This window comes from Mucilaginibacter arboris (genome assembly GCF_009754915.1).
In the GTDB taxonomy this organism is placed as follows: domain Bacteria; phylum Bacteroidota; class Bacteroidia; order Sphingobacteriales; family Sphingobacteriaceae; genus Mucilaginibacter_A; species Mucilaginibacter_A arboris.
Window position 1 is genome coordinate 28333 of sequence record NZ_WPIK01000013.1, and the last position, 13791, is coordinate 42123.

The window sequence follows — 13791 nt, forward strand, 5'->3', positions numbered from 1 at the left end:
TTATTAAAAACATACTGCTGATTTTTAAATTACAATGCTTCTTTTATCGTACAAAAGCCATTGCCACGCCGCCGTCAACGTTCAATACATTTCCGGTTGATTTTTTAAGCAGGCCGCCAACAAAAGCGAAACAAGCGTTGGCAATATCTTCCGGCAAAATAATCTCGTTTAATAAAGTACGTTTGGCGTAATAAGCAGGCAATTCTGCAACGGTAATTCCGTAAGCTTTTGCACGGCCTTCGGCCCATCCGCCAGCCCAGATATTACTATCGCTGATTACGGCATCAGGGTTTACTACGTTTACACGGATACGATCTGCACCTAATTCTGCTGCGTTTAACCGGCTTAAATGTAATTGTGCTGCTTTTGCAGAACCATAACCTGCATTGTTTGGTCCTGAAACCAAGGCATTTTTACTTACGATATTGATCACATCGCCGCCAATATCTTGTTTGCGCATTACTTCGGTAGCAGCTTGTGTAACGAAAAACTGGCCTTTCACCAAAACATCATATAATAAATCCCAATCTTTTTCGGTGTGTCCTTCAATTGTTTTGGAGATGGATAAACCTGCGTTATTAATTACAATATCCACACCGCCGAATGTTAAAGCGGCAGTATCCATTGCTTCTTTTATATCGGTAGATTTGGTAACATCCAAAATTGCTGTTCCGTACGAATCTTTACCGTAAGTTTTCTTGAATTCTTCTCCTGCACTTTCCAAACGTTCGGCGTTCATATCGTTTAAAATTACAACTGCCCCTTCTTCTACAAACTTTTTAGCGATGGCTTTTCCAATTCCACCTGCACTACCGGTAATTAATGCAATGCGGCCAGAAAGTACTTTTGGTTTTGGCATACGTTGCAGTTTTGCTTCTTCTAACAACCAATATTCAATATCAAAAGCTTCCTGACGGGGAAGTGAAGTGTATTCGGAAATTGCTTCCGAACCTTTCATTACGTTAATGGCGTTGATATAAAATTCGGCGGCAACACGTGCTGTTTGTTTGTCTTTAGAGAAAGTAAACATACCAACACCCGGATACAGAATTACAACCGGATTGGTATCACGAATAGCCGGACTATTTGGATGTTTGCAGGTGATGTAATAATCCGTGTACATCTGGCGGTAAGCCTCAAAAGCAGGCGTTAATTTTTCCTTTAATGCTTTTACATCAGAAAGATCAGCAGCAGGTTCTAAATCTAAAACCAGCGGACTAATTTTGGTACGTAAAAAGTGGTCCGGGCAACTGGTTCCCATCGGTGCCAATCTTTCCAAATCATTGGAATTAATGTATTCTAATACACGTTCATCATCCGTAAAATGACCAATCATGCTTTGTTTACTGGAACAAAATCCGCGTAAAATTGGAGCTAATGCAGCAGCTTGTTTTAAACGTTCTTCTTTTGGTAAGCTTTCGATTTTTTGTCCGCCGAAAATCGGGCCTTTTTTACCGTAGTTTTGTTCTAAATATTCAGCGCATTTTTCGATTACTTCTAACGTGTTAATATAGCTTTCGTAAGCTGTATCGCCCCAGGTAAATAAACCGTGAGAACCTAACATGATACCACGAATGCCTGGATTAGCATCTAAACAAGCTTTTAATTGCAAGCCCAACTCAAAACCAGGTTTTTTCCATTCTACCCAGCCAATCGTTCCGCCAAATAAATCTTGCGTGATTTGTCGGCCATCTTTTGCGGCAGCAATTGCAATAGCTGCGTCAGGGTGCAAGTGATCGATATGTTTAAACGGTAAAAAGCCATGCAAAGGCGTATCAATAGAAGGCGCTTTAGAATTCAGGTCGAAAATAGAATGATTAAACAGCTCAACCATTTCATCTTCATGTTCTACACCACGATAAACATTTTTTAAACTGCGCAACCGATCAACATATAAAGCTGCCAATCCGCTTTTTTTCAAAGTACCGATGTCCCCGCCAGAACCTTTAATCCACATTACCTCGGTTTCTGCACCCGTCAGCGGGTCTTTGGCCATTGCTTTACAGGAAGTGTTTCCACCACCGTAATTGGTCAAACGCAAATCGGCCCCCAGCAAATTCGACCGGTAAATTAGTAAAGCTACTTCATCGCCGGCCAATTCTGCCGCTTTGGCGTCGTCCCATAAGTAACTTACATGTTTAAATTGTTGTGTTGAAACTGACATATTTAAAAAAAATTGAAATCTATACTAAAATTAATTAATGATTGATTGAATTGCCATAACCAACCAAAAGAACGGATAAGATAATGACCGCTATACCAGCCAGAACGGTTGCATAAGTTTGCTTTTTTACGCCTTTCCATTCGTTCAAAACCAGGCCCCAAATGTTTGCAATGAGGATAATAAAAGCCATGTGTAAAATCCACGAACTGGCACCATTGCCCAATTTGCTTTCTCCCATGCCGTAGAAAAAGAACTGTAAAAACCAGGTCGTTCCGGCCAAGGCAGAGAAAATATAATTGCGTAAAAGCGGCTTTGTTTTATCAGTATAATTTGAAAACGTTTTATTGTGTGCATTTAAGATCATACACCAAATAAAATTAGTTGTTAACCCTCCCCAAAGGATAACAACATAAGTAACGTTATTTTGATACAGAAAATTGATATTACCAGGATGCGTGCTTTTCCAAATGCTGTTAGCTACATCAGCCATTGGTTTACCGGCTTCTAACCCGAAATTAAAACAGGCGCTTAAAATACCAGAGACAATAGCCACAAAAATACCTAAGCCAAAACGATATTCTTTGTTGTCCTCCACATCCATCGTGTGCTTAATCAATTCTTTTTCTTTCATGGTACCAGCCTTTCCACAAATCACAATACCAACAACACATAAAAAAATACCTGCTAAAACAAGCTGTCCCCAGGTATTATGCAGCAACATCGTAATGGTATCTTTTCCTTCTTTCGGAAAAAAATCATAATAAACAGATGGGATCAGGGAACCAAAAACAGCACATAAACCTAAAATAATAGTGCTGCCAAGTGATACGCCCAGATAACGAACACCCAAGCCATAAGTTAAACCGCCAATACCCCAAAGCAAGCCGAAGAAATAAGTTAATGTTAAAATACTGCTATCGGTCTGTTTTATTATCTCTACAAAGTGCGGAATAGTTAAATAAGCTGCCAGCGGCGGAACAATTAACCAGGAAAATATGCCTCCTACTATCCAGTAGCTTTCCCAGGCCCAACCCTTCACTTTTTTATACGGAATGTAAAAACTGCCCGAGGCAAAGCCGCCTATAAAATGGAAAATTACTCCAAGTATTACTTGCATGGATAAGTTAGGTTATATTTAAAACTTACTAATTGGTTACGCACTAAAAGTAGTTAAGCGGGCTTAATCTCCTGTCATGTACTGTCATGGAAATTAAAAAAGGATTTCCGGGAGCGCTTTGGAACTTTGTTTCAAAAAGCTGTTACCCTATTTGTTCCTTAACTAATTTTTATCCCTTTTAAATAGTAATTTTATTTCTTAATAATTAATTATATAATTTTACTTAATAAAAATTACTATACTTATGTTGAAAAGCACTTAAAAAAGCTTAACAAAAGTTTAGTTATAACTAAACAAAATGTATATATTTACACTTGAACACTTAGAAGAAGTTGTTGGGAAAATTAAGTTTTATAAGTTGCATGTGAATGGGGTTTGTCTTTACGAGGACTTTTGTGAACAAATTATCAGAGACTCTAACCTAAAAAAGCAGTTGATAACAATTATTTCGAGGATGGATGATATAGCTAACCTAAGAAGATTAGACCATACTAAGTTTAAGGATATAACTTTAGCGAAAGGCAGCGTAAAAGAATTTGAGATTAAAACAAACGACTTACGAGTATATCTTATTAAAGAAGAATTTACTGGTAACATTATTTTTTCAGGTGGCAGAAAAAATAGTCAGCAGAAGGATATAAATAAATTTAGGACCTTAAAAGAAGCGTACTTAAGAAGCAAACAATGATAACAAGAGAAGAAATATTAGCCAGTCCCGAGTATTGGTTTGAAAGTTTGCAAAATGAACTGTACAGGCAATTGGTTGCTTACCTGGAAAAAGAGGGCATTAACCAAACAGAATTAGCTGCAAGATTAAACGTATCTAAAGGATATATCACTCAAATTTTAAGCGGCAACTTTAATCATACCTTAAAAAAGCTGATTGAATTAAGCTTATCTGTTGGATTGGTTCCGCAAATAACTTATACACCAATTGATGAAGTAATTAGAAAAGACTGCCAGCAAAAAGAACTTTTGAAAGAGCTGGATGAAACAGAAAATTTTAATAAATCTTATACTCCTGAGCATCAATAATTTCTTTCGCTACCGCTGCACCCGTAACCAGCGCCGCTTCTACCGTTCCTAATTGTTCGCCTTCAAACAAAGCCTCTCCGGCAAAATAAATGGTTTGGGCAACAGGGGTCTTTAAAGTTTTTCTGGCTGATGGAGTTTGTATAGTTGCATAACTGTAAGAACCCCGCGTAAAAGGATCAGCAGTCCAGTTATAAACTTTGGCAGATACTATTTTTTGTTCGATAAAAGAAGCATCGGCTTTAAAAATATGAGCAAGCGAATGAATGGCTTCCTTTAGAATTTTCCCATCATTTAACTTTTGGATTTCATCTTGTGGATTTCCGCCTAACCAACCGGTTAATACATTATTTTTTTGCGGATTTTGTGTCCACCAGGTTGGTATTTTTTCTTCGGAGAACAGAAATTGCAGATTGTTCAATCCTCTTTGTTCCCAAAAAGGTTCTATAAACTCGATCAGGATTTTTATGATCCCACCGAAACCCATTTCTGCCGCCGCTTTTATTTGTTGAGGAATATTTGGATTGAAAGTGATAGCACCTGCTTCGTTTTCGGTTAAAGTTAAAACACCTAACGGAACAGTAAGCACTAATTTTTTGCCGGTAAAAGAAGCATTATCCGCAGTAATTACCTCTAATGAACCTACTTGCCAGTTAACTTGCTTAACTATTGAACTTAGAAAGATTTCTCCTCCTGATTTTTTAATTTGATCTGCCAGGAAATCCATTAATTGAATATATCCTCCCGAAATGCGATATTGCGTTTCTTCCTCATGATCGCTCAACCATTCATCCCGCAAAGAAAATAAACTAACCCGTTTTGGATCGGCAGTATCATAACCGGCTGCAAATTGAATAATGGATTTTCGTAATCCGGCAAACTTTTCTTCCTGAAAATTTTGTTGTAAAAACTGTTCAAGCGTTTGGTCTTCTTGTACTTCGTTCAAAGCTTTTTCAAACTCATCCCAATGCTCCATGAAAAACTCCGAGGGTTTAATCTTTCCATTTTTGGATTGGAAATTATCACCGCAAACTGCTTCGTATTTAATGTTTGCTTCTTTTAATAGCTTTAAAGTGAGCGGCAGTTCGCCATGTACAAATTCGGCGCCTAACTCAATTGGAATGGTAAAATCATCTCCGGAAAAAGTATGGCAACGGCCTCCAGTCCGGTTTCTGGCTTCTAAAATTGTTACTTTTTTACCTGCTTTTGTGAGTTCGTACGCTGTTATTAAACCTGCGGCTCCGGCACCAATGATGATTGTGTTAACTTGATTCATTTATAATAAACCAAATCATATACTTTAAGTTGGAAATCTTTTATTTAGATAAATTCAATATCTTCAATTTTGATTAGTTCTTTGTCGTTAGGTATAAAACATTCTTTGTCAAAATCTTCCCAATTTAAATTTTCGGCTATGTAAGTGTGAAGTTTTGTATACGATGTATCTATTTTTTCTTCTACATACTGCTTCACGTGAGCAGCAAGAGATTCAATCAGTTCTATTCTTTTATCTATTTTAAAATTCGACATAAAGATTCCACTATCAAAAACTGTAAATCCAAAACCATCATCGGTTTTAATTTTTGTCATTAACACAAGATTTTTTTCCATTAACGATTTCCCTGCATGAGCGATATAGTTATTTCTAATATTTAAAAGTTCTTTGTGAAGACCTTTTTCTGAATCTGTGCAAAATTTTAATGAACTTGTTTCTAATTTTACATCCCGCTCATCAGCTTCTGCAAAGCATTTACCGTAAGTAATAATTATAAAAAAAGTCAGACTCTGATTGATTATGCTTTTAGTATCATTAGCACTTTTCAGTTCACTTAATGCTTCAAATATTAAGTTAATATCTTTTGATATTAATCTATATCCAGAAAAATTTTTAGCAAATTTTTTCTCAATTAACTTATGAGGCACAACTATTTTATTTTGAGTATAAACTCTGACATAACCAGTACCAGGAAGATTATAATACAGATATTCACCTTCAGCCATAAAAGAATTTGAATTAAAAAATATTTATTTTTTTAATAACCTCTATTAGCTCAAGTTCCACATATCCGTAGGTTCAATTTTGGTTGTTCTGCCTGCTTTTATATCATCTTCTGCCTGTTGCATTTTGTTAATAAATGCTTGACTGTAAGGTTTGTCTTCTTTTTGAAATTTGATTTTCATCGCCTTCATAAAAGCTTTTAGCGCAACCAATTGCTCTTTGTTTTCGGGTTGTACAATCAATGTTTCCATATTCAAATTTACTAAATTCCTACTATTTTTACCGCACCTGTCCATCTCCCCTAACCATCCACTTCTCCGTAACTAATTTCTCCAAAGCAAACGGGCCGCGCGCATGCAATTTTTGTGTCGAAATACCAATTTCAGCACCTAAACCGAACTCACCACCATCGGTAAAACGGGTGGAAGCATTTACATAAACCGCAGCAGCATCTACTTCATTTAAAAAGTTTTCGCACAAGTTGGGGTCTTGGGAAATAATGGCTTCTGAATGTTTGGAGGAATATTTGGAAATATGTTCCAGCGCTTCTTCATAACCAGATACTGTTTTTACCGAACATTTATAGTCAAGAAATTCGCGGCCGAAATCTTCCGGTTTAGCTTCCTGCAAGTAAGGATAATTGCTTTTTTTAAGGATTAAATATGCAGGTGCATCAGCAAAAATTTCTACCTGGTAATCTTTTAATTGCGATGCTGTTTTTAGCAGTAGTTTTTCGGCAACGGCTTCATCCACTAAAATGGTATCGAGCGCATTGCAAACAGAAGGACGCGAAACTTTTGCATTCACCACAATTGCTGCAGCTTTTTCCAGATCAGCAGTTTTTTCTACGTAAGTATGGCAAACGCCTGCGCCGGTTTCTATCACCGGAACTTTCGCATGGTCGCGTACATATTCGATCAGTTGCTGCGAGCCGCGCGGAATAATCACATCGATATATTTTACGGCTGTCAGCATTTCTAAAATAAACTTGCGGTCGGTTGGTAAAAGCTGGACGATGTTTTTATCCAAACCGAAATCTTCCAAAACATCCCGGATCAGTTCTGCTAAAAAAACATTGGTAAAAGAAGCATCGGTGCCACCGCGCAACACACAAACATTGCCGGAACGAATGCAAAGCGCAGCAACATCAATGGTAACATTTGGGCGCGATTCGTAAATAATACCCACAACGCCAAGCGGAACGGTTTTCTTTTGAATGAACAAACCGTTAGGCAAGGTTTTTTCGGATAAAATCTGGCCAACGGGATCGGTTAACAAAGAAACATCCAGCACACTTTCTGCCAGGTTATTGATGCGTGCTTCGTTTAACAGCAACCGGTCTTTCTTCGGGTCGGCATCATGCATCCGATCTAAATCTTTTTGATTTTCATCGATAATTTCTGTTGTATGTATTTTTATTTGATGCGCTAATTTTTCTAGCAAAAGCTTTTTCTCCTGATCAGAAAGCTTGCTGATAGCATATTTTGCTTTGGAGGCGTTTTCTAATAATGACTGAATAGTTTCCATTTTTAATATTTTATGTCTTTCTTCTGGGTTGATAAAAGAAGCTTAATTAGATTCATAATAAGCAAACCTTCGGTTGCTTGGTTTTACGTTCTTTTCCCTTGATGGAAAAGAACCAAAAGATCAAGAATGCCGGATCGCGTCCGGGCGGCATTCAACCCACCGCACCTGAGTGGCTACCTTTATAACGATGATCCTGCAGCGCTTATTAACTGCTTTCAATTTAAAACTTTTCAGTTAATTTAGGCAGAACCGTTTGCAAGGTATGCACCTTGGCGCGCAGGCCCGACAAAACGCCCGGAGGGATCGGGTTTGTCTTGATTTCGTTGGTTCTTTTTGATCAAGCAAAAAGAACGTTAAAAACAACTTTCTTTTAAAAAACATAACTTTATAACAACACAATTTCATCTGCATGCGCTACGGTAACTTTTTCTGCTTTTTGATTTAAATTGATGTCTTCCGAAGCTACACGTGCGCGGGCAACGGCAATGGCTTGGTTCTGCTCGTCTAAAATCTCAAACACTTCACCATTTTCAAATTTTTCTATAATATTTTTGATACCGACAGCCAGTAAACTTTTTCCGTTTTGTAAAGCTTGCTGCGCGCCGGCATCAACCTGTAACCTTCCGGTAACTAAACTTCCGCTTGCCAACCACTTTTTACGGGCAGGAATGGTACAATTTTGAGGCAAACAAAGTGTTCCGGTTTTTTCCTGAATCGCATTTAAGATTCCGTCTTCTGTCCGGATTCCAAAGATTACTACCTTAATTCCCATTTGTGTTGCTAAACGCGCAAAAGTTAACTTGGAAACCATTCCGCCTAAACCTAAAGCAGATTTTTCTTTATTGGCTAAAGAAAGTGCGTTTTTATCAATCACTTCAATCTTCGGGATAACGTTTCCATCCGCATTTAAAACACCGGGAACAGAAGTGCTGAACAGCAATAAAGAAGCACCAAAACCAACGGCAATTAAGGTGGCAAGTTCGTCGTTGTCCGAAAACTTCAGTTCCAAATCGCTCACCACATCGTTCTCGTTGGCAACCGGGATGATGTTGTTTGCCCACAGTTCTTCGTACGTTTTCTTCAACTGCAAAAACTGCTTGCGGTTAGAGAAATGCGTACGTTCACATAAACTCTGTGCAATACTGATTTTATAGGGATAAAAGAAGTATGCGTACCTGCCTAATAACAAAGGATTGCCGATGGCCGCGGCAGCTTTACGCTCGCTGATGGTCCCGCTGTAATTTTTAATAAAATGCTTGCCCGCGCCAACCGCACCCGAAGATACCAGCACGATGTTGTACTGCTGATGAAGCTGCGCCACCTGGCGTGCAATTTCTGCAATAACAGCTTCGTCCAGCTCTCCGTTTTTCTGGGTGATGGAAGCTGTTCCAAATTTTAATACAAGAATTGGTTTTGTCAAAACTTTTATGAAATGAATGATTGCTTTTTATTTACTATAAAGCGTATTTATCATCCCCCTAACCCCCTTCAAAGGGGGAAGTATGGCGGCTACCTTTCTAAAGCCTTTAAGCAGAATTTGGAAAGGTGGCGGTTGCAACCCCCCTTTAAAGAGGGTTAGGCGGATGACGGTGATTAACCTACTATTATTGATTACTTTTCGCTTCTATATTTTTCCCTTATGGCTTTAAATTCCGATCCTGCTTTCCATTTCGGAAAAACAGCTTCGTTTGCTAGGGTTGTTCCCACATCAAATAACAGCCGCACATCTTCTACCATCCCGGAGAAAACCCAGGTTTTAGGGTCGTATTCATCAAAAGGCGAATGATAACGGTTTTTAGTGTAATCGGCAGTTTTGGCTTTTCCCCAGGCTGCGCCATGGCCAATAGCATCAACGCCAGCTTCAGGATACAAAGAAGGAACGCCAACTTTTGCAAAATTAAAATGATCGGAACGGTAGTACCAGCCGCCGGAAGGATCAGGTTCTGGTGTAATGACACGGCCTTGTTTTGCAGCAGCACGTTTGGCGTAATCGTCCATTTCTGATTGCCCGTAACCCACTACCACGAGGTCTTTTGTACGGCTATAGGTGTTCAAAACATCCATATTAATATCGGCAACCGTTTGTTTTAAGGGAACGATCGGATGCGTGGTGTAATATTCTGAACCTAACAAGCCCTGCTCTTCCGACGTTACCGCAAGGAACATCAGGGAGCGTTCGGGCCTGGTTTTCAGTTTAGAAAAAGCTTCGGCCAAAGTTAGCAAACCGGCTGTTCCGGTGGCATTGTCAACCGCACCATTATAAATAGAATCTCCTTTTATCGCCTCGCCGATGCCAAAATGATCCCAATGGGCAGAAAAAATCAAGTATTCACCGGCACGTTTTGTTCCGGGTAAAACAGCCACCACATTATGCGAAGTTGATTTTTTGGTAGTAACGTTAAGCGTTAAAGAAGCATCCAAACCTAAACTCACTGCTTTAAAACCACGTTTTTTGGCAGATTCGATCACTTCTTCCGAGATCCCTGCCAGTTTAAAAAGTTTGTGTGTTGATTCCTGGGTGATCCATCCTTCCAGCAAGGCGCGTGATTTTCCGTTATCCGCAGTTTGCAAATAAAGCTTAGATTTTGATCCGCTGTTGCGCACCACTGTCCACGGATAACTTGCAGGAGCGGTATCATGAATAATCAATAAAGCTGCTGCGCCCTGCCTTGCCGCTTCTTCATATTTATACGTCCAGCGGCCGTAGTAAGTCATGTTTTTACCTTTAAAAAGCTTGCTGTCGTAAAAGCCCGGATCGTTTACCATTACCACAACGGTTTTGCCTTTTACATCTAATCCCGCATAATCATTCCAGTTATATTCCGGCGCAACGATACCGAAACCGGCAAAAACCATTTCAGAATTATTAACCTGCACCTGGTTTTGAACATGGCGTGTAGTTGCGGTAAAATCTTCTAAAGGATTTAAGCTGAGCGTGCCGTTTTTACCTTTGATAATTAACGGACCGGCAGCTTTAGAAGCGATATCAACCATGGGCACATCCTGAAAATAGCTGTTGCCGTTCCCGGGTTTCAGGCCCATTTGCTGAAACTGGTCTTTTAAATAATTGATCGTTTTAGTTTCTCCTGCGGTAAAGGGTTTTCTTCCCATAAAATCATCAGAAGCTAAAACCTGGATCCGTTTAGCTAAACTACCTGCATTAATTACTTTTATAGCAGAAGAATCTGTAGGAACAGGCTTGTTTAATTTCTGGCTGTACACATTTTTACCCGGTAAAAACAGTATGCCAAAGGCTAATAAAGAAACAAAAACTTTCATGCAAGCAATTATAGGACATAAAACCTGCTTTTTGTATAAATATATTCTTATTTACTATTTTTATGTTCACAAATTTTGCTTCAAGTGATATTTTAAAGCTTGATTTTTCTGTTACCTATAGTTAAAGTTCTGATAATTGTATAAATTGCTTCACCAAACTTTATTTAAAATGATTAAGCCGAAAACACTCATATTTACCTTATTAATTTCTGCTGTTGCTGCAATGGGTGCCACTGCAGATTTGCAGGAAGCGCCAGCACAACCCAAACATAATTTAAAAGTATTACCTAAAGATATCAGCAGGGAAAATATCCATCAGGTGATGGAGCAATGGAGTGCAGCATTAGGCGTAAAATGTAACTTTTGCCACGCTCCTTCAGCTACTGACCCAAAAAGGATGGATTGGACAAGCGATGCCAAACCTGAAAAACAAATGGCGAGACAGATGTACACCATGACCGGGAAGATCAACAAAAAATATTTTCACACTAAAAAAGGTGAAAATGGCATGATGGCAATGGCAGCAGTTAATTGTAATACCTGCCACCATGGCGAAGCGCATCCGGAGATTAAAGAATTTAAAGAAACAAAGTAGAGAAATTTTCAATAAAAAAACCTTAGTTTTAGTAAACTGAGGTTTTTTGTTTTAGAGATTTTTTTCTTTACGGGAGGAGAAATGCTAATCTACAATCCATTATTCCTTTGAAGAAGATTCCTCCTTACAACTGATATGACAGCAGTTAGAGCTGATCTTAATTTTTTATCGATAAAAGAAGCATCAAAAAAAGAAGCAAGACAATGTTAAAAGCCTTGCTTCGTTTACAACTAATTTATTAGGCCTTACTGCATTTTAAATGGTAAATACCAGTTTGCCGGATTCATTAGTTTTGCTCTTACCGTTGCTGCATCTGCATTACCATCTCTCAATAACTTTTGATAAACTTTTTCCGCCAGAAAAGAAGGATCATTACGGCGCCGTGCAATGCGCATTAAATCTGGCCAACGGTTGCCTTCGTATGCTAACTCTAAACCAGCTTCGTCAATAATGGCGTTTTCCATGTTCAACTGATTTGTCATGTATATATTGGGATCTAACGGCTTTAAGTAAGCACGTGTACGTGTACCAACTTGTTGTAACCAGGGAGAGCGATAGCGTGGTGCATCACCGGTACGGGCATCAAAATCATACGGTGCAGGATAAAATGTTTGCTCGATATTAGTAACATCTGTAGGCAAATTACTGGGAGTTGTACTGGTAGCTGCAGTTACAGGAGTAGGATACAAGCCGTTAAAAACCGTATTAATACCCACATTTGTAAAAGCATAAGCTAATTTAGTATAACCATCACGGTTAGCAGCTTCGGCAAAACGAAGGTTTAAGGTAGCTGCACGATATAAAAACCAACGGCCGTTTTTCTGTAAAACATTAGTAGGTATAAAAGTAGTTGGGTCCAGATAATTATACAGATATTTCATAATTACCGGTTGGCCATTAATAGTTTGCACGGTAAATCTTCCGCGCTGATCATAAGGAAAGTTATTGTTTTGTGTCTGGGCATTCCAGTTGTCCATCGCTAATTGAGATGGTTTTACCAAGTAACTTCCGCCTTGGTTTGAGAAAAGATCAATAAAAGGATTCGTCGGACTAAAATTCTGATCGAAATACATAATCCATATCCATTCAGAATTAAATAAGTTATCTTGTGCACGGGCAAAAATGGACCGCCATCCCTGGTTATTGTTATTGATTAAGGTATTGATGTCCTGTTCCCGGTACCTTAAATAACCAACAGAAAGGTCGTTGTTATCGGTAACTGAAGCAAAAGGAATTTTATACTGGATAAAATATAAGGCGTTTGTTGAACCAAGCCTTGTTCCGGTTTCTAAAACATAACGATAAGCCGTTGCTGCTGCTGTGTAATTGCCTTTCCATAAATAGAGATCGCCTAAAAGACAATATTTATTAATGAAAAAGTTTTGTGTATTATAAGAATCTACGGTTGTTATAAGAGAAGCATTGTTTCCGGTCCCATTAATAGTTGCGCTGTAAACATCCAGATAAGGTAATGCTGTCATGGTGTTAATCAGCTTATCAATCAACTGATCAAAAGTTAATCTCGGAAATTTAGTCTGATCCTGCAGATCGGTAACGTTTGCCAAAGCATCTGTAACGTAAGGAATTGTACCGAAATGAATGCCTAACTGCAGGTACAACCAGGTACGGACAGCAGTCACGTCAGAATAACGTTGGGCATAATCGGCAGAAGTCATCCTTTTATCCTGAACCATCAGGTTAAAATTCTTCAATACATCGTTACAGTTTAAAATGATTTCATAAAACGGCCGCGGATCAGCATAGGGATTACCTGTTGTAACATTGTGTGTGTTAATTTCACGCAGGTATTGATCTGCATTTGTAGTTACATCCATCAAATCGGCACGCAACTCATTTAATACTACGTATTGTTTTGCAATGCCAAGTAATTTTCCATATATGCCTGTTACCGCAGCATTTGCATCGTAAACATTTCGGTAGTTTTGACTAACATCAACCTGATCTTGGGGGGTAATATCGAACGTTTTTTTACAGGAGAACGTTATGGTAACAAAGATTACCAACAATATTTTCAATAACCAGTGTAAATTCTTCTTCATATTTATTCTATAAAAATA

General features: G+C 38.6%; 12 protein-coding genes. 3 read left to right on the forward strand and 9 right to left on the reverse strand.

The window, feature by feature from the left end; translation table 11 throughout:
- Positions 1 to 43 precede the first annotated feature (43 nt).
- Both GO621_RS14280 and rhaT read right to left on the reverse strand, forming a co-directional pair.
- Complete coding sequence (locus GO621_RS14280; RefSeq protein ID WP_157568209.1) at positions 44 to 2164, reverse strand: bifunctional aldolase/short-chain dehydrogenase; 2121 nt, start codon at positions 2162 to 2164, stop codon at positions 44 to 46.
- A gap of 34 nt (positions 2165 to 2198) precedes the next feature.
- Positions 2199 to 3281: an L-rhamnose/proton symporter RhaT gene (gene rhaT / locus GO621_RS14285; protein WP_157568211.1), complete on the reverse strand. Its 1083-nt coding sequence runs from the start codon at positions 3279 to 3281 to the stop codon at positions 2199 to 2201.
- 298 nt (positions 3282 to 3579) lie between these two features.
- Between rhaT and GO621_RS14290 the strand changes: the two genes are divergently transcribed.
- Together GO621_RS14290 and GO621_RS14295 are read left to right on the forward strand one after the other, a co-directional pair.
- Positions 3580 to 3969 carry a hypothetical protein gene (locus GO621_RS14290; protein ID WP_157568213.1) on the forward strand — a complete coding sequence of 130 codons (390 nt, stop codon included), beginning with the start codon at positions 3580 to 3582 and terminating at the stop codon, positions 3967 to 3969.
- Entirely contained in the window at positions 3966 to 4316 is a 351-nt protein-coding gene (locus GO621_RS14295) for a helix-turn-helix domain-containing protein (protein WP_157568215.1), read from the forward strand. Before GO621_RS14290 ends, GO621_RS14295 begins: the two co-directional genes overlap by 4 nt.
- On the opposite strand, the gene GO621_RS14300 is transcribed toward GO621_RS14295, so the two are convergent.
- The 6 genes from GO621_RS14300 to GO621_RS14325 all read right to left on the reverse strand — a co-directional run bounded on the left by GO621_RS14300 (position 4285) and on the right by GO621_RS14325 (position 11118).
- Positions 4285 to 5589 (reverse strand): flavin monoamine oxidase family protein, encoded by a 1305-nt coding sequence (locus tag GO621_RS14300; protein WP_157568217.1) that lies wholly within the window; start codon positions 5587 to 5589, stop codon positions 4285 to 4287. The two genes, GO621_RS14295 and GO621_RS14300, sit on opposite strands and share 32 nt — an antisense overlap.
- Positions 5590 to 5633: 44 nt before the next feature.
- On the reverse strand, positions 5634 to 6314 hold the full coding sequence (locus tag GO621_RS14305; protein ID WP_157568219.1) for a hypothetical protein: 681 nt from the start codon (positions 6312 to 6314) through the stop codon (positions 5634 to 5636).
- A gap of 45 nt (positions 6315 to 6359) precedes the next feature.
- Entirely contained in the window at positions 6360 to 6563 is a 204-nt protein-coding gene (locus tag GO621_RS14310) for a DUF2683 family protein (protein WP_157568221.1), read from the reverse strand.
- Positions 6564 to 6591: 28 nt separating this feature from the next.
- Positions 6592 to 7839 carry a glutamate-5-semialdehyde dehydrogenase gene (locus GO621_RS14315; RefSeq protein WP_157568223.1) on the reverse strand — a complete coding sequence of 416 codons (1248 nt, stop codon included), beginning with the start codon at positions 7837 to 7839 and terminating at the stop codon, positions 6592 to 6594.
- 385 nt (positions 7840 to 8224) lie between these two features.
- Positions 8225 to 9259 (reverse strand): glutamate 5-kinase, encoded by a 1035-nt coding sequence (gene proB, locus GO621_RS14320; RefSeq protein WP_157568224.1) that lies wholly within the window; start codon positions 9257 to 9259, stop codon positions 8225 to 8227.
- Between the two features lie 191 nt (positions 9260 to 9450).
- The gene (locus GO621_RS14325) at positions 9451 to 11118 is read right to left on the reverse strand and encodes a M28 family metallopeptidase (protein WP_157568226.1); all 1668 of its coding nucleotides are present in this window, start codon (positions 11116 to 11118) and stop codon (positions 9451 to 9453) included.
- Between the two features lie 169 nt (positions 11119 to 11287).
- Here GO621_RS14325 and GO621_RS14330 point away from each other — a divergent pair, with 169 nt between their 5' ends.
- The gene (locus tag GO621_RS14330) at positions 11288 to 11713 is read left to right on the forward strand and encodes a c-type cytochrome (protein WP_157568229.1); all 426 of its coding nucleotides are present in this window, start codon (positions 11288 to 11290) and stop codon (positions 11711 to 11713) included.
- Between the two features lie 245 nt (positions 11714 to 11958).
- Here the strand turns inward: GO621_RS14330 and GO621_RS14335 are convergent, their stop codons facing one another.
- Positions 11959 to 13773 (reverse strand): RagB/SusD family nutrient uptake outer membrane protein, encoded by a 1815-nt coding sequence (locus tag GO621_RS14335; protein WP_157568231.1) that lies wholly within the window; start codon positions 13771 to 13773, stop codon positions 11959 to 11961.
- Between the last annotated feature and the right edge of the window lie 18 nt (positions 13774 to 13791).

Excerpts from the sequence above, each read along its gene's own strand:
- GO621_RS14280 (WP_157568209.1), bottom strand. The coding sequence starts at position 2,164 with ATGTCAGTTTCAACACAACAATTTAAACATGTAAGTTACTTATGGGAC.
- rhaT (WP_157568211.1), bottom strand. The coding sequence starts at position 3,281 with ATGCAAGTAATACTTGGAGTAATTTTCCATTTTATAGGCGGCTTTGCC.
- GO621_RS14290 (WP_157568213.1), top strand. The coding sequence starts at position 3,580 with ATGTATATATTTACACTTGAACACTTAGAAGAAGTTGTTGGGAAAATT.
- GO621_RS14295 (WP_157568215.1), top strand. The coding sequence starts at position 3,966 with ATGATAACAAGAGAAGAAATATTAGCCAGTCCCGAGTATTGGTTTGAA.
- GO621_RS14300 (WP_157568217.1), bottom strand. The coding sequence starts at position 5,589 with ATGAATCAAGTTAACACAATCATCATTGGTGCCGGAGCCGCAGGTTTA.
- GO621_RS14305 (WP_157568219.1), bottom strand. The coding sequence starts at position 6,314 with ATGGCTGAAGGTGAATATCTGTATTATAATCTTCCTGGTACTGGTTAT.
- GO621_RS14310 (WP_157568221.1), bottom strand. The coding sequence starts at position 6,563 with ATGGAAACATTGATTGTACAACCCGAAAACAAAGAGCAATTGGTTGCG.
- GO621_RS14315 (WP_157568223.1), bottom strand. The coding sequence starts at position 7,839 with ATGGAAACTATTCAGTCATTATTAGAAAACGCCTCCAAAGCAAAATAT.
- GO621_RS14325 (WP_157568226.1), bottom strand. The coding sequence starts at position 11,118 with ATGAAAGTTTTTGTTTCTTTATTAGCCTTTGGCATACTGTTTTTACCG.
- GO621_RS14330 (WP_157568229.1), top strand. The coding sequence starts at position 11,288 with ATGATTAAGCCGAAAACACTCATATTTACCTTATTAATTTCTGCTGTT.
- GO621_RS14335 (WP_157568231.1), bottom strand. The coding sequence starts at position 13,773 with ATGAAGAAGAATTTACACTGGTTATTGAAAATATTGTTGGTAATCTTT.